Annotated in this window: 14 protein-coding genes; 5 read left to right on the top strand and 9 right to left on the bottom strand. The window is 50.5% G+C overall.

Annotated elements, in window-relative coordinates; genetic code table 11:
- Nucleotides 1-4: 4 nt before the first annotated feature.
- Both glyS and glyQ read right to left on the bottom strand, forming a co-directional pair.
- Nucleotides 5-2083 carry a glycine--tRNA ligase subunit beta gene (glyS, locus tag GILYN3_RS10960; protein ID WP_049723020.1) on the bottom strand — a complete coding sequence of 693 codons (2079 nt, stop codon included), beginning with the start codon at nucleotides 2081-2083 and terminating at the stop codon, nucleotides 5-7.
- Nucleotide 2084: 1 nt separating this feature from the next.
- On the bottom strand, nucleotides 2085-3032 hold the full coding sequence (gene glyQ, locus GILYN3_RS10955; protein ID WP_049723019.1) for a glycine--tRNA ligase subunit alpha: 948 nt from the start codon (nucleotides 3030-3032) through the stop codon (nucleotides 2085-2087).
- A gap of 276 nt (nucleotides 3033-3308) precedes the next feature.
- Here glyQ and GILYN3_RS10950 point away from each other — a divergent pair, with 276 nt between their 5' ends.
- The 4 genes from GILYN3_RS10950 (at nucleotide 3309) to GILYN3_RS10935 (ending at nucleotide 7529) form a co-directional block, all read left to right on the top strand.
- Entirely contained in the window at nucleotides 3309-4178 is an 870-nt protein-coding gene (locus tag GILYN3_RS10950; RefSeq protein WP_157484921.1) for a lysophospholipid acyltransferase family protein, read from the top strand.
- 114 nt (nucleotides 4179-4292) lie between these two features.
- Nucleotides 4293-5036, top strand: a complete 744-nt coding sequence (locus GILYN3_RS10945; RefSeq protein ID WP_049723017.1) for an ATP-dependent zinc protease family protein — start codon at nucleotides 4293-4295, stop codon at nucleotides 5034-5036.
- A gap of 2 nt (nucleotides 5037-5038) precedes the next feature.
- Entirely contained in the window at nucleotides 5039-6583 is a 1545-nt protein-coding gene (locus GILYN3_RS10940; RefSeq protein WP_049723016.1) for a UUP1 family membrane protein, read from the top strand.
- A complete protein-coding gene (locus GILYN3_RS10935) occupies nucleotides 6573-7529 on the top strand; it encodes an alpha-L-glutamate ligase-like protein (protein WP_049723015.1) in 957 nt (318 codons plus the stop codon). Before GILYN3_RS10940 ends, GILYN3_RS10935 begins: the two co-directional genes overlap by 11 nt.
- Nucleotides 7530-7549: 20 nt before the next feature.
- Here the strand turns inward: GILYN3_RS10935 and GILYN3_RS10930 are convergent, their stop codons facing one another.
- From GILYN3_RS10930 to def, 7 genes are all read right to left on the bottom strand, one after another.
- Nucleotides 7550-8677, bottom strand: a complete 1128-nt coding sequence (locus GILYN3_RS10930; RefSeq protein ID WP_049723014.1) for a DUF748 domain-containing protein — start codon at nucleotides 8675-8677, stop codon at nucleotides 7550-7552.
- 101 nt (nucleotides 8678-8778) lie between these two features.
- Nucleotides 8779-9204 carry a DUF3465 domain-containing protein gene (locus GILYN3_RS10925; RefSeq protein ID WP_084005364.1) on the bottom strand — a complete coding sequence of 142 codons (426 nt, stop codon included), beginning with the start codon at nucleotides 9202-9204 and terminating at the stop codon, nucleotides 8779-8781.
- 58 nt (nucleotides 9205-9262) lie between these two features.
- Nucleotides 9263-10708 (bottom strand): TrkH family potassium uptake protein, encoded by a 1446-nt coding sequence (locus tag GILYN3_RS10920; protein ID WP_049723013.1) that lies wholly within the window; start codon nucleotides 10706-10708, stop codon nucleotides 9263-9265.
- Between the two features lie 57 nt (nucleotides 10709-10765).
- Nucleotides 10766-12151, bottom strand: coding sequence for a Trk system potassium transporter TrkA (trkA, locus tag GILYN3_RS10915; protein WP_049723012.1), 1386 nt, complete (start codon nucleotides 12149-12151; stop codon nucleotides 10766-10768).
- A gap of 81 nt (nucleotides 12152-12232) precedes the next feature.
- On the bottom strand, nucleotides 12233-13537 hold the full coding sequence (gene rsmB, locus GILYN3_RS10910) for a 16S rRNA (cytosine(967)-C(5))-methyltransferase RsmB (protein WP_049723011.1): 1305 nt from the start codon (nucleotides 13535-13537) through the stop codon (nucleotides 12233-12235).
- Nucleotides 13534-14505: a methionyl-tRNA formyltransferase gene (fmt, locus tag GILYN3_RS10905; protein ID WP_049723010.1), complete on the bottom strand. Its 972-nt coding sequence runs from the start codon at nucleotides 14503-14505 to the stop codon at nucleotides 13534-13536. Before fmt ends, rsmB begins: the two co-directional genes overlap by 4 nt.
- 51 nt (nucleotides 14506-14556) lie before the next feature.
- The gene (def, locus tag GILYN3_RS10900; protein WP_049723009.1) at nucleotides 14557-15063 is read right to left on the bottom strand and encodes a peptide deformylase; all 507 of its coding nucleotides are present in this window, start codon (nucleotides 15061-15063) and stop codon (nucleotides 14557-14559) included.
- 155 nt (nucleotides 15064-15218) lie between these two features.
- Between def and GILYN3_RS10895 the strand changes: the two genes are divergently transcribed.
- Nucleotides 15219-16265, top strand: a complete 1047-nt coding sequence (locus tag GILYN3_RS10895; RefSeq protein ID WP_049723008.1) for a LysM peptidoglycan-binding domain-containing protein — start codon at nucleotides 15219-15221, stop codon at nucleotides 16263-16265.
- Nucleotides 16266-16269 lie beyond the last annotated feature (4 nt).

Here is a 16269-nt window from a genome sequence, read left to right as displayed (position 1 = left end):
ACAATTATCCTTTGGCCGGTGCCAGTGCAGAAATATCAGCCACTTGTAAGAATAAGCCGCGCAGTTGAGCCAGTAACGCAAGACGATTATTCTTGAGCGCCTCATCGTCAGCCATCACCATAACATCGTCAAAGAAGGTATCAATTGGCGCTCGTAAGGTGGCAAGCTCAGCCAGCACGTCGGCGTAACGGCGCGCGGCAAACAGCGGTTGTACCCGTTGCGCTTTGTCGGCTATTGCCTCGGCCAGCTGTTGCTCGGCAGGCTCTTTAAGCAACTCGGGTTTTACCTCGGTGGCCGGGGCGCTATCGAGCTTGCTTAAGATGTTGGACACGCGTTTATTGGCGGCGGCCAGCGCCTGTGCTTCGGGTAGTTGTGCAAAAGCATCTACAGCAAATACTCGAGTGTTGATATCCACAGGGTGACTGAGTTTCTTCGCGGCAACGGCCAAATATACCTCGATGGCAATTTGATCTTCTTCATACCAAGCGCGAAAACGATCCAGCATATACGCCAGCGATTCATCCACGGTGTTGTCAGCATCTTTAATGTTGCTACCGTGGCCACTTGCCGCGCGGGTAAGCAGCTCGCGCAAATCTAAGTTAATATCTTTTTCGACCATTAAGCGCAGCGCGCCCAAACTTGCACGGCGCAGTGCAAACGGATCTTTTGAGCCGGTAGGCTTTTGTCCAATACCAAAAATACCAACGATGGTATCGAGTCGATCGGCTAGGGCCACTAGCGTTCCGGTTACGGTTTTGGGTAGCTCGTCACCGGCGTGCTTGGGCAAGTACTGTTCTTTTAGTGCATTGGCCACTTCAGTATCTTCGCCGTCGTTTAAGGCGTAATAGTAGCCGGCAATGCCCTGCATTTTGTCAAACTCCAGCACCATCTCTGAAACTAGATCGACTTTAGATAGCTCACCGGCGCGCTTAGCTTTAAGCGAGTCGGCGCCAATATCGCTGGCGATACTGGCAGCTAAGGCGGCTATGCGATCGGTTTTATCTAAGATGCTGCCAAGTTTGGCCTGAAACACAATCGTGCTTAAGCGTTGCCGCTGAGATTCTAAGCTGCGTTTTTTATCGGTCTCAAAAAAGAACGCGGCATCTGACAGGCGCGGGCGAATCACGCGCTCGTTACCGTCGATGACTTGAGTTGGGTCTTTTGATTCGATATTGGCCACGGTAATAAAGAAGGGTTTTAATTGACCGTCGTTATCGACCACGTGAAAGTATTTTTGGTGCTCGGCCATAGACGACACCAGTGCTTCGGCGGGTACATCTAAAAAGCGCTCTTCAAAGCGACCGGTTAACGCGACCGGCCACTCTACCAAGCTTGTCACTTCGTCTAGCAAGTCTTCATTGATAACGGCGGTGCCATTAATGGCTGCAGCTTCACGGTTAACCTGTTCAATAATTAATGCGCGTCGGGCCGCCATATCCACTTGTACATAAGCGGCTTTTAGTGTCGCAACGTAGTTGCTAGGCGCGTCGATGCTAACGGCTTGGTTGTGATGAAAACGGTGGCCGCGGCTTTCGCGTCCAGCCGTTAGGCCCAGTACTTCTGCTTCTATTACATCGTTACCAAAAAGCATTACTAGCCAGTGTGCGGGGCGGACAAACTCTGTGCGTTTGGCACCCCAGCGCATGCGCTTAGGAATGGGCAGTTTGGCAAGTGCTTCGTTAACAATACCGCTCAATAGTTCAACGGCGGGTTCGCCACCGGCTTGTTGGTGGGCTACAAGTTTTTCGGCTTTACCGTCGTTTTCTGTGGTGAGTTGATCGATGCTCAAGCCGTTCTTTTTGGCAAATGCTTCGGCGGCACGAGTGGGTTTACCTTCGGCATCAAAGGCAACCTGAGCCGGAGGGCCCCAATTGGTGACTTGGCATACAGGAGTGGCCTCGGCCAACTGCTCTACGACTAATGCCAAACGGCGCGGCGATGCGTAGCTATTAATAGCTGCGTAGCTTAGGTCGGCACTGTCTAGTCCTGATTTAACACCGGCGGTAAGTGCAGCTAATAAGCTTTTAAGGGCTTTAGGGGGCAGCTCTTCGGTACCCAACTCGAATAGAAAATCGCGAGACATGTTATTTCTCCTCCTGGGCTAACAGTTCGGCGCGCAATGCGGCCGATGCGAGCGGAAAGCCTAGGTTTTTACGGGCGTCAAAGTAAGCTTGAGCCACGGCGCGTGCCAACGTGCGAACCCGCAAGATAAAGCGCTGGCGCTCGGTGACTGATATCGCGTGGCGAGCGTCTAATAAGTTAAAGGCGTGTGAGGCCTTCATCACCATTTCATAGGCAGGCAGGGCGAGGCCGGCTTCGACTAGGCGCTGGCTCTCGCGCTCGCAGACATCAAAGGTCTGAAACAAAAACTCAACATCGGCGTGTTCAAAATTATAGGCCGACATTTCGACTTCATTTTGATGAAACACATCGCCGTAGGTGACTTTGGTGCCGTCTGGGCTGATAGTCCAAGTCAGATCAAAAATTGAGTCGACGCCTTGCAGATACATAGCGATACGCTCAAGCCCGTAGGTGATCTCGCCGGTGACCGGATAGCATTCGATACCGCCAACCTGCTGGAAATAGGTGAACTGAGTCACTTCCATACCGTTGAGCCAGACTTCCCAGCCTAAACCCCAAGCGCCCAGAGTGGGTGATTCCCAGTTGTCTTCAACAAAGCGCACATCGTGAATACTGGTGTCGATGCCCAATTCACGCAGCGATTCTAAATACAACTCTTGAATGTTGTCTGGCGATGGCTTGAGCACTACCTGAAATTGATAATAGTGCTGCAAGCGGTTGGGGTTTTCACCGTAGCGGCCATCGGTTGGACGGCGGCAGGGTTGAACGTAGGCGCTGTTCCAGGTCTCGGGACCAATGGCGCGCAAAAAGGTTGCCGGGTGAAACGTCCCCGCGCCTACCTCCATATCCAAAGGTTGCAGAACTACGCAACCCTGGCGGGCCCAATATTCTTGTAGGGCGAGGATCAGCCCCTGAAACGTACTAACATCAGCTTTTGGTCGTTCGGACACGTGTTATGCCTCCGGGCAAGTGCATGTGGCTCGTGTGTTGCGGCGATAATCTCGATGGGCATTAGGCCATAAAGATGGATTGCTCACGCAAAGGGGCGAATTATAGCGTCAGTATTGGCCTATTGGTATGGTGCAGCGGCAAAGCGTGCGCTATTAGGGGTAAATAGGTGGTTAAAGTGGCCGATTATGCGTTGATATGGGCTTGAACGCTTTTCGTTTTTACTCAGTTTCCGGTAAGCTTCACCACGATTTTTAATCGCTGTGAGGTTACGGCACTTGAAAGACGCCATAATATTAATGCTGTTAAAGCTGCTGGGTAACCTGCCGCTTGCCGTGGCCCAAGTCTTGGGTACTGGGGTTGGTTGGCTTATGTGGTGTGCCGGTTCGCGAGCGGCCCGCGTTACCAAGACCAATTTGGCGCTTTGTTATACGGGTATGAGTGCTGCCGAGCGTCGTAAACTGGCGCGTCAGAGCTTGCTGGAATCCGGTCGTTTAGCCGCCGAAATTCCCGTTGTGTGGCGCCGCTCAAATGCCTGGCTACAGAAAAAGATTAAAACGGTACACGGCAGTGATCTACTCAGTGCCGCGCTGGCCAAACGCCGAGGGGTTATTGTCTTGACCCCACATTTAGGTGACTGGGAAGTCTTGCCGGCACTATTAACGTTGCACTCGCCTTTAATTGCGTTATATCAGCCCCCCAAAGACAAGGCACTGGACGAATACATTCAGCATGCTAGGCGGCGGCCCGATACACAATTAGCTGCGACTAACCGACGCGGCGTCGCGGCTCTCACTAAGGCGCTGCGAGCTGGCCAGATAGCGGGCATCTTGCCCGATCAAGTTCCCGATGCCGGAAATGGCGGTATTGAGGTCCCTTTTTGCGGTGAACCGGCGCTTACCATGACCTTGGTACATAAGCTGATACAGCGCACTGAATGTGAAGTATTACTGACTTACGTTCTTAGAGTTAAGGGTGGTTTTGAAGTGGTGATAAGTCGCTGCGACGATAGTATTTACAGTGATGATACTTATGAGTCGGTGGCGGCGATGAATCGCACCATCGCCCGTGCCGTCGCAACCGCGCCAGCACAATACCAATGGGAGTACAAAAGATTCAAAGGCCGTGAGCAAGTAGAGCCCTACTAGAAAGTACTCTAGTGATTTTCTAACATTTTACCACTCCAGTTGTTAACAAAAGTTAATATTACCAAGCGTTTGATAGCAGTGGGAAACTCGTTTTAAATAGCACAGGTTAAAAAAATGTATCGACGTTTACCGATCACCGTATTGAGTTTAATAGCCCTGTTTTGCACGGCTTGCGCCAGTGATTATCGTGTTGTAAAAACGGCGCAACTTGATGCACTAGATCAGTGTGCCGCCGCAGTAGAGTTAAATGGTTTGCAGGCACAAGAGCAACAACAACAGCTGTTGCAAAGCGTCGATGAAGTTTTACAACAATTAGCATTAGGCCAGGTTGAGGCACCAGTAACCGAGCCGTTAACTTGCCCCGAGGTGACTTATATTGCCAGTCCGCCCGTGGTTGCTGGCGGCGAAAATCAAGATGCGGTCTCAAAACAATTGGTGGGTGCGGTCGAGCAAGTACGATTTGATGGTATCGGCATGACCCTTGCGGCACGTATTGATACTGGTATTGCCACCGCGGTACTAGATGCCCGTGAGATTCAGACTTTTGAGCGCAACAGCGAAGCTTGGGTGCGTTTTGTGGTACAAGCTAACAGCGGCGAACCACAAGAAGTAGAGCGTAAATTAACGCGTATGGCGAGCTTGCCTACCCGCACAGGCGAAGGTAAAAAACGTCCAGTCATTAACATGCGTTTTACGCTGGGGCGTGTATCACAGCAAGGTGAGTTTATTTTGGCCGACCGCAGTGCAAATGAATACCCTGTGTTGCTTGGCAGACTTTCGTTACGCGATGTGATGATTGTTGATGTTAGTCGCGATAATGTGGCGCCTGCTCCTGCCGTCTCAAGCGAGGCACTCTAACAATGCAACGCTTACCTTTTTACTTAATGATCCTGGCTTTACTTGTGGTTGGTTTTGGCACGGCTTGGCTGCGTCATATAGAAACCGATGTTCCGTTGATGCCGGGTGAGCAAAAGCCGGTATGGCTAGTCGAGGCGCGCATTGACTTTTATGCCCAAGGCAATGAAACAACCGTGCGGGTAGATTTACCTGATCACACGCCAGGATTTCGTTTGATTCGTGAGCAAGCGGCATCATCGGGTTATGGTTTTGCAGTACTTGATGACAATAACAACCGCCGTGCCGAATGGACTCGCCGCACCGCGACGGGCTATCAAACATTATATTACAACGCACAGTATTTACCGGTAACACGCAGCGCAGCGCAGCGGAATGTTAGTGATGATGGTGTGACCGATGATAGCAGCGTGACAAGTAGCGACATTTTTTGGAGCGAACCACAAGCGACGGCGGCGCGCGAATTATTGCGCGGCGCTCGTGCCCGCTCAAGCACGCCGGCCAGTACCGCGCGGGAAATATTAAAACAACTCAATACCGATTCGTCTGATCAAAACGCCGAGCTGTTACTCGCGGCCGAACCTAATCGAGCTGAGTTGTTGGTTAATCTGCTCAACCAGTCGGGGGTGGCAGCGCGTAGCGTTATGGGTTTGTATTTAGAGGACGCAAGGCGCCGGCAAAGTTTAACCCCTATGGTTGAAGTTAATACAGAAGACGGTTGGGTTGTGATAAATGCCACTACCGGTGAGCAAGGACTGCCCGAAAACCTTTTATTATGGTCGCGCGGTGAAGCGGCTCAGCTGGATGTGATTGGTGGTGAAAACTCGCGTTTGAGTTTTTCCATGATCCGCCAAACAGTACCTGCCATGGCTTTGTCAAACACACAATTTAGCGACAACATATTTAACTTGTTGGGTGTTTACAGTTTGCCTATCGAAGACCAAGGCATGTTTAAGTTGTTGTTCTTGTTGCCGCTGGGTGCATTGGTGGTTGTTTTTATGCGTGTGGTGGTTGGTCTGCAAACTGCCGGTACGTTTATGCCTATTTTGATTTCATTGGCTTTTTTGCAAACCTCGTTAGTGCCCGGCTTGATTAGTTTTATATTAATTGTTGGCTTGGGGTTATTGCTGCGCAGTTATTTATCGTATTTAAATTTATTGCTGGTGGCTCGTATTGCCGCATTGATTGTGTTGGTTATTTTTCTCATCAGTGTGTTGTCGCTGGTAGGGTATCGGCTTGGTTTTAATGCCGGCATTACAATTACCTTTTTCCCTATGATTATTATTGCTTGGACAATCGAGCGCATGAGTATTTTATGGGAAGAGGAAGGAGTACGCGAGGTGATTACCCAAGGCGGCGGTAGTTTATTGGTGGCGGTTCTGGCGTATTTGTTAATGAGCATCGACGTGATTAACCACTTAAGCTTTAACTTTCCTGAGCTTAATTTAGTTATTCTGGCGTTAATCTTAGTGATGGGTCAATACACCGGCTACAAGCTGTCTGAGCTGTATCGCTTTCAATCTATGCGGTCCAAAACTGATGCTAATTAGTCCATTTAAACTTAAAAGCCTAGGTATGCTGGGCATGAACTGTCGCAATCGCGACTTTATTGGTCGCTATAATGATCGACGTTTATACCCGCTGGTAGACAATAAATTAAAAACTAAATTGCTGGCTGAAGAGTACCAGTTGGCGACACCGCAATTACGCTTTACGATTCGTGAGCAGCACCAAATAGCCCAGGTGGGTGATTTATTAAAAGACCTGAACGGTTTTGCTATCAAGCCTGCCAAAGGCTCGGGTGGCAAAGGCATTTGGGTTATCACCGGTCGCGATGGCGATGATTTCGTAAAATCCTCGGGTGTTGTGATTACCTTGGCGGATATTCGTCGTCATTTGAGCAATACCTTGGCAGGGCTGTACTCGTTGGGGGGCTCTAACGATGAAGTTTTGATCGAGGACTTAATCGAGTTTGATACTTGCTTTGATGGTTTTTCGTTTGAGGGTGTACCGGATATTCGGATTGTCGTGTTCCGAGGCTTTCCGGTTATGGCGATGTTGCGCTTGGCGACTCACGCCTCCGATGGCAAGGCAAACTTGCATCAGGGCGCGGTAGGGGTTGGGTTAGACTTGGCCACAGGGCGCAGTTTAAATGCGGTGCAGTTTGGTCGCCAAATTTTTGAGCACCCCGATACTAAGCGCCCTTTAAGTGATATCAATATTGAAGATTGGCACGGCATGTTACTGCTGGCGGCGCGTTGCTACGAGATGACCGGGCTCGGTTATATTGGTGCCGACTTAGTGTTAGATGCCAACCGTGGGCCAGAGCTTCTAGAGTTAAACGCACGCCCTGGTCTGGCTATTCAGGTGGCTAACGGGCGCGGGTTATTACCGCGCTTACGGCACGTCGAAACTTTAAAAGAAAAACACTACCCCGATGCTCTAAGTCGGGTGAATTATGTCAAACAGCGGTTTGCGGCAGAAACTCTACTTTAATCGTATATATCTTGCGTCGATTAACTGTTGCGATTTAGCGCAGGCAGCTCATCAGCACGCCAGCTTTTTTGAGTAAGCGGTGTGAGCTTTTCATAGTGCGGTGCTAGCGCATCGATAAAAGCATTGTGCAGCACTCCAAACAGCGCCTGCCAAGAGCTAATACTGGTTTGCTCTAGCGAGCCATTGATGTCTATTTGGGTGGCGAGTTTACCGCTGTCGATGCTCGTTAATAAAACACTTAATCCGCCCCAACTTGCCTCCCATAATAACTGCAACGGATTGTCTTGTTGTTGGCTTACGTCCTGTTTCCAGCTGACAATATTGATATCTTCAAATAAAGGTTTTACATAACCACTAAGATTGCGGTCTTGGGCGCTTAGCTCAATAAATATTTGTCCGTGGCCAGATTTAAAATCTATATTGGCGTAAGCCTGAGAGAAATCGTTTAAACGATTCAGGCGAATGTCATGGGCGTCGGCGGCAAACTCAAAGTCATTAAAGTTAAATGGGTCGAAATCGGCTTTGGCGCTTACCTTGCTGTTGCCAAATAATAAGCCGTCGAATGTAGCGTGAGCGACGCGTTGGCCCGAGCTATCTTTAACGTTGGTAAGGTTGCTCAGTTTGGCATTGATAGCCTTAAGGGCGAGATCAACTTTTGGCGTTGTGTCTAAATTTTTAAAGCGAATGATCCCATCGTGAATGATGAGTTCATGCAAGGTGACCGGTAAAATTTCCTCAAACACGCCTAGCCAGTTGGTTCCTTTGCCAGTTTGCTGATCGGTTTTTTTATCGGCATCAAGAAATGTTAGCTCAGGCTTTGTCAATTTTACACGGGTAAGAATTTCACCGTGGCGTAACCCTTCCCAACTTAAGGCAATGGCAAAGGTTTCAACGGTAAAGAATTCAGTTCGAGTGTTTTGCTTGTCACGCGTAATAACCAACTGTTTAAGTTGATACTCACCATCGATGATGTTTAGGTCGACATCGTTAATATGACCGCTATAGGCACCCATATTGTTTAATACACGATGATTTAGATAGTACTTAATAATAAACGGCGCAAGAATATAAAGTGTGGCCAGCAGTGTAATTACGCCAAGGCTAAACCACTTTAGGTAGGGTTTTAGATAAAAGTTAGATGTCTGCATGTTAGTTGTAATCCGTTATGGGGCCGTTATCAATGAGCGATAACGGCGGGTTAGCATAAGGGTTACAACTATTGTGCCAAATTAATCCGCGGGGCTAGCCGCTACCAGTATTGTTGCCCTTGGTAGCGCAGCCAACCGTGTGCGTGCTTGCCTCTAGGGTCTTTGTGGGTCCAGTGTAAAACGCCGCCGCGATTGTTCCACTCGTACTCACCATAAAACTCAACTAAATCGCCTGGACGTAAGTTGGGCAGACGGGGTGCTAGATCAATATTATGGGCAACCAATAGAGTTTGTTGCTCGTTAATTTTTAAGATAAACCGCTGGTGCTGTGAGCCTTTTGTATCGTCAGCAAGCACTCGGCTAACAATCCCGCTGCCTCTTACTTGAACATCACTGCGTTGTTGTTGCCAGGCTTGTTGTAGTGCGTTGTTATTGCTGGGACTAACGGTGACCGCTTGGGTGGTTTTGTCGCAACCGAATAAACACAGCAGTAGCCAGAAGGCGATTAATGTTTTTTTAGCAGACATACTCAATAGTCCGTGAGTTGTTATGGATAGGGGGATAGCGACTAAAATTTATGGCGAGTTAGCGCCGCCAGAATGCCGGAGTTAAAATTACTAAAAGTGTAAAAACCTCTAGCCGACCTAACAGCATGGCAAAACACAGAACCCATTTGGCGGGGCTGTTGATATCACCATAATGTGCTGCGACTTCGCCCATTCCCGGACCTAGGTTAGTAATACAGGCACCCACGGCCGAAAATGCGGTACGTAAATCTAGCCCTGTGGCCATTAGCGCGATAAACATAACCGCAAATGATACAACGTACATTGCAAAAAAGCCCCACACCGCTTCTATGACTCGGTCTGGCACAGTAATTTTACCCACTTTAACCGAGATGACAGCGTTGGGATGAATTAATCGGTGTATTTCTCGCATGCCTTGTTTGTACAACAACAGCACGCGAATACTTTTCATGCCGCCGCCGGTCGAGCTGGCACAACCGCCAACAAAGGCAAATAGAAAGATTAAGTAGGGCAAAAAACTCGGAAAGCTAGAAAAATTGTTAGCAAACCCTGCGGTTGTCATTGTCGAGACAAAATTGAAAATGCCGAGATAAAAGCTGTCGTGCAGGGAAAAAGTTTTAGAGCTGGCCAAATAAGCAATAGTAATGACAGAGCCGATAACGAGCCACGTTAAGTAAAATTTTAACTCTTCATCGGCAAGGTAATGATTAATGGATTTTTCTCGCCAGACGAAAAAGTGCAATGCAAAGTTAACGCCTGCAATTAGCATAAACACCGAGCAGATCATTAAGATCGCGGGAGAGTCGAAGTGCAGCATGCTGGCATCGTGGGTCGAGAATCCACCGTTAGAGATGGTAGAGAATGAGTGGCAAATAGCATCAAACCAAGACATGCCACTAACCTTATAGGCAATCGCACAGGCTAGGGTGAACACCAAATACATGGTAAATAACGCTTTAGCGGTCTCGGTAATACGAGGGGTTAACTTATTGTCTTTCACCGGCCCTGGTGCCTCGGCGCGGTATAGCTGCATCCCACCAATACCTAGCATAGGTAAAATAGCCACGGCGATAACAATAATACCGATACCTCCGAGCCACTGCAGTTGTTGACGGTAAAACAAAATAGAGGGTGGCAGGGCATCGAGCCCAGTAATAACCGTCGCTCCGGTAGTGGTTAGTCCCGAGACTGATTCAAAAAAAGCATCGGTAATAGAGAGGTTTAAGCCGCTCGAAAAAAACAATGGCACCGCCCCGAAAGTTGCAAGGACGATCCAAAAGAGCGCGGTAATCAAAAAGCCATCGCGAGTACCTAAATCGGCTTTGGAACGATACACCGGCAGCCAAATAGCTATGCCAGCGCTGAAAGCAAAGGCAAAACTCCACAAAAAGGTCATATAGTTATGGTCGTTAAACCATAAGCTAACGACGATGGGTAGCAGCAACGTCATGCTAAACATCATTAGTAAAACGCCCAATACCCGTGCAATTACTGCAAAATGCATGATTGCTCCGCGTCTGGCTTATCGTGCCGTTGAATTTGGGTCATGTGTTTGTGCCGGTTAGAAAAAAGTAAAACCCACGGTAAAGAGTTTTTCGATATCGCGAATGTGTTTCTTGTCGAGCAAGAACACGATCACGTGATCACCAGATTCAACCACTAAGCCGTCGTGCGCGATGATAACCTCGCTGCCCGATTCCGCTTCGCGCACGATAGCACCGATGTTGGCTCCTTGAGGTAGGTCGATATCCTCTAGCGCGCGACCAACGACCTTCGATGAGCTTTTGTCGCCGTGGGCAATTAGCTCAATCGCTTCTGCTGCGCCGCGCCTTAGTGAGTACACGCTAACCATGTCTCCACGGCGCACATGGGTCAGTAGGCTGCCGATGGTTGTACTTTGGGGAGAGATCGCAATGTCGATATCACCGCCCTGAACTAAATCGACATAGGCGGGGTTGTTAATCAGTGCCATTACCTTGCGAGCACCCAAGCGTTTGGCCAGCATGGATGACATGATGTTGGCTTCGTCATCGTTGGTGAGCGCTAAAAAAACATCAGTATCTTCAATGTTTTCGTCACTTAGTAAGTCTTGGTCGGAGGCATTGCCGAGCAGCACAATAGCGCGCTCTAGGTGCTCGGATAAATGCGCCGCACGCTTTTTGTTGTGCTCGATAACCCGAACGTTATAGCGTCCCTCTAGCTTGCGTGCGAGGCGCATACCGATATTGCCACCGCCGGCGATAATAATACGTTTATAGGCAGTCTCCATACGCCGTAGTTCGCTAATAACGGCGCGAATATCGTTCTTGCCGGCAAGAAAGAACACCTCATCATCGGCTTCGATCACCGTTGAGCCGGTAGGCATAATGGCTCTTCCGCGGCGATAAATGGCCGCGACGCGAGTTTCTACCGAAGGCATATGTTCACGCAAAAAGCGTAGTTCTTGGCCGACTAAGGGGCCGCCGTGGTATGACTTGACCGCCACTAGTTGTACTTTGCCCTCAGCAAAATCTAATACTTGTAGCGCACCCGGGGTTTCGATTAGGCGAAATATGTAATCGGACACCAACTGCTCGGGGCTGATTAGTACATCAATGGGGATGGCATCGTTACAAAATAGCTTGTTGTTCGTGAGATAGGCGGTGGCGCGAATACGGGCGATTTTAGTTGGTGTGCGAAACAAGCTATGAGCCACCTGACAGGCGATCATATTGGTTTCGTCATTGTTGGTGACGGCTACCAACATATCGGCGTCTTCGATGCCCGCTTGCACCAGCACATCAGGGTGCGATGCGGCGCCGGTAACCACGCCGATATCCAGTCGATCGCGCAGTTCGCGCAAGCGGTCATCGTCTGTGTCGACCATGGTAATATCGTTCGATTCGCTGGCTAGGTGTTCTGCTAGGCTCGCGCCCACTTGCCCTGCGCCGAGAATAATTATCTTCATAAACCTGCCAGGTTTGTTGCTAACGATGACTGCGAGCTGATTGCCGCAGCACAAACTTTACCGCTTTTGGTCGTCACTTGGCTATGCCGAGCCGGTTTTTATCAATCGAGCGTAGTAAAAACCATCGTGCCCGCCCAGTTGCGGTAGCAGTTGCCGACCGTTATTTTGCGGTTGCCCCCACGCCGAGTCGATGGGGTCATCAACGGCGTCTGGCGTACGTGCTAAAAAGGCACTAATCACATCGCAGTTTTCGGCCGGTAGGGCTGAGCAGGTGGCGTATAACAAAATTCCGCCCGTCGCTAACGTGGGCCAAAGGGCATCCAGCAGCTCGCCTTGTAGCTCGGCTAAGCGAACAATGTCAGCCGGCGTGCGCAGTAATTTGATATCGCTGTGGCGCCGTACAATACCGCTGGCAGAGCAGGGCGCATCAAGCAATATTCGATCGAAAACCTGGTTGTCCCACCAGTCGCCAGGGCGGGTGCCATCACCGGCAATGGTGGTGGCTGTGACGTTAAGCCGGGTGAGGTTCTCGCGCACGCGGGTAAGGCGTCGCTCTTCTAAATCGAGTGCTACTACTTCGGCCAATGCCGGTTCACTCTGTAGTATATGGCCAGTTTTACCACCGGGCGCGGCGCAAGCGTCCAGTACTCGCAGCCCTGGTTTTAGCCGTAATAAAGGGGCCGCCAGCTGTGCCGCTTCATCTTGCACGCTTAATAAACCCGCGTTAAATCCCGGTAGGCCGGTGGGGTTACAAGCCTCGGCAAGGGTGATGCCGGCTTCGCTGTAAGGGCAGGGGCTCGCGGCAATTGCTTCGGCCTCAAGTTGTTTTAGGTATTCGTCACGCGAGCACTGATTGAGGTCCACTCTTAAGGTAAATGGTGGGTGGGCGTTGTTAGCCGCGACTATCTGTTCGGCCTGGTTGGGCCACGCTTGGCGATAAGCATCGAGCAGCCAGCGTGGGTGAGCGGTGCTAAATTCAGGCTCGCCCGAAAGAGTCTCGCGCAGTGTCTCGGCGCTGCGTTGAAAACGTCGCAATACACCATTAATGAGTTTGGTTGCCCAAGGTTTTTTGAGTACTCGCGCGACTGCAACGGTTTCGCCGAGGGCGGCATGATCGGGAATACGGGTGTACTCCAGTTGATATAAGCCCAGCAGTAGTAAGGCGGTGATATCACTGTCTTTAGCGCGTAGAGGTTTATCCAGCAATTGGCCTAAGTAAGCGTTAAGCCTTGGGTAGTAACGCATGGTGCCATAGCAAAGCTGTTGCACTAATGCTCGATCGGTTTCGCTGACTTTGTTCTGCCACAGCGGCAGTGCGCTTGAGAGCGAACCTTTGCCGCGTAATAGCTCGGCCAATGCGCGGGCGGCAGCAACTCGTGGTTTCAAGGTTTCGCCTCCGGTTGAACAAAGCGTTCGCCGACGCTAAATAAGTTGGCGTTGCCGCGCAATAGGTCGGCTACTGGCAGGGCGCGTTTGCCCGGCAGTTGCAGCAGAGTTAACCGCAATGAACCATCGCCACAGGCTACTTCAAGGTAGCTATCGCCAATCTCGGTGATACTGCCAGCCGGCGCGTCAGTGGTGGGTCCAAGATCGGCCTGCCAAACGCGAATTCGAGTGTCGGGCGCGTTTGCTGGGCGGCAAAACGTTACCGGGAATGGGTTAAAAGCACGGATTTTCTGCTCTAGCACGGCCGCGCTTTGCTGCCAGTCGAGTTCGGCTTCGGCCTTAGTGATTTTTGCGGCGTAATTGCTTTGCGTGTCATCTTGAACTTGAGGTTGTGCCGTACCGTTGGCAAGTTGTGCCAAAGTGTCGGTAAGCGCTGGGCTGCCTAACGCAAGTAGGGTGTCGTGTAGGCTGCCACCGGTATCTGTGGTGCCGATGGGGCAGCTGACTTTGGCGAGCATATCACCGGTGTCCAGCCCGACGTCCATTTGCATAATAGTCACGCCAGATTCTGTATCACCGGCCTCGATGGCGCGCTGTATGGGCGCGGCGCCACGCCAGCGTGGCAGCAGTGAGGCGTGCACATTAATACAGCCCAGGCGTGGGGTATCGAGTACTGCTTTAGGCAAAAGTAAGCCGTAGGCCACTACCACCATAACGTCGGCGTTGTAGTTGGCCAGTAGGGCTTGTTCGCTGGGGTCTTTTAAGCTTAGCGGTTGGTGTACCGGTAAGCCTGCGGCTAAGGCCCGCTCTTTGACGGGGCTGGGTTTAAGCTTTTTGCCGCGTCCGGCGGGGCGGTCGGGTTGCGTGTAGCAGGCAACCACTTGGTGTGGGCCGGCGAGCAGAGAGTCGAGATGGGCGGCGGCAAATTCTGGCGTGCCGGCAAAAATCAGGCGCAGCGGTGCGGTCATGGAGTTCCTTAAGTTTATAACGTGGTCGGGGTATCCCCGACCGGCACGCCCTTAGGTTTGGGCGCGGTGTTGTTTTTCGAGCTTCTTGCGAATGCGCTGGCGTTTGATCTGAGAGATATAATCGACAAACAGTTTGCCATTTAGGTGATCCAGCTCGTGTTGAATACACACAGCGAGCAATCCATCGGGGATCAGTTCAAACGGTTTGCCATCGCGATCGAGGGCATTAACTTTTATCTCTGTGGGGCGATCGACACTTTCGTAAAACCCGGGTACTGACAAACAGCCTTCGTCATACGGCGCCTGATCCTCGCCTAACACGGTAACCTCAGGGTTAATAAACACCTGCGGTTGGTCGTGGTCTTCGGATATATCGATCACCACGATGCGCCGATGGACATTTACCTGGGTGGCGGCAAGGCCGATACCCGGGCAGGCGTACATGGTCTCGAACATATTGTCGATTAACGTGCGAACGCTGTCGTCCACCACTGTGACCGGCTTGGCAATAGTGCGTAGCCGAGGGTCTGGAAACTCAAGTATTTCTAATAGGGCCATAAGCTTTGTGACAAACTTCTAGTAAAAGGGTAATAACCGCTGCTAACATGATGATCGCACAGGAATTACCCTGAGAGTTGATGCGCCTAACCGGTGCAGTAAGCTATTATAACGATTAAACCACTCAGGGCCGAACAAAAACAGGATCGGTTTCTATGAAAAAGCTATTTTTTGTTGTTTTGGCACTGTCATTATCGGTAGCCAACCTTTATACATGGGCTGAATCATCGCCCATTAAGTCCGACTCGCCCGATGAGTATGTCGTAGTTAAGGGCGACACACTGTGGGGGATATCTGATCTATTTTTAGAGTCGCCTTGGATGTGGCCCGAAATATGGCAAGCTAATCCGGATATTGAGAACCCACACCTGATCTTTCCGGGTGATGTTGTACGCTTGGTGTATGTTGACGGTAAACCACGTTTAACCGTTAATCGGACCGTGCGTTTGGCCCCCAACTCAGATGCCAAGCTCAAGCCCACTATTCGTGTGATGCCATTAGACGAAGCGATACCCGCAGTACCGCTCGATAAAATCGCCTCTTACTTGTCGCGCTCACGTATTGTTATGCCCGATGAAATCGCAGGTGCGCCCTACATGCTAGCTGGTCCTGAGCGGCGCTTAATTGTTGGTGAAGGCGACCTGGCGTACGCGCGTGGCACCTTTGATGAAGATATAGATAACTACAACATCTTTCGTGAAGGCGAGAAGTTTATCGATGAAGAAACCGGCGAGCTGTTAGGTATTCATGCGCTAGGTGTGGGTGGTGCTCGGGTGCGTAATGTCGACGGCGATATTGGTCGGTTGGATATTACCCGCTCATACGAAGAAATTCGTGTAGCCGATGTCTTGTTGCCGGCTCGCGAGCGCTCGATAGATTCTATTTTTTACCCCAGCGCGCCCGACTTTCCGATCGAAGCTGAAATTTTGGCGGTAGAAGGCGGTGTTAACCGTGTTGGTAAAATGGACATCGTGATTATCAATAAAGGCGATCGCGAGGGTGTTCAGGCCGGTAATGTGTTTCGGGTGTTTGTTCGCGGTGAGTTGGTAGACGACCGAGTAGCGGGCGAGCGGATTCAATTGCCTGACGAAGAAGCAGGTTTGGTCATGGTGTTTAACACCTTCGATAAACTGAGCTTTGGTATTGTGATGGAGTCCACTCGACCAATGACGGTAGGTGATGCTTTGCGCAACCCGCAATAAGTTT

The organism is Gilvimarinus polysaccharolyticus (assembly GCF_001187555.1).
GTDB classification, from domain to species: Bacteria; Pseudomonadota; Gammaproteobacteria; order Pseudomonadales; family Cellvibrionaceae; genus Gilvimarinus; species Gilvimarinus polysaccharolyticus.
Note: the sequence above shows the minus strand (reverse complement) of the source record. Positions and strands in the feature narration are given on the sequence as shown.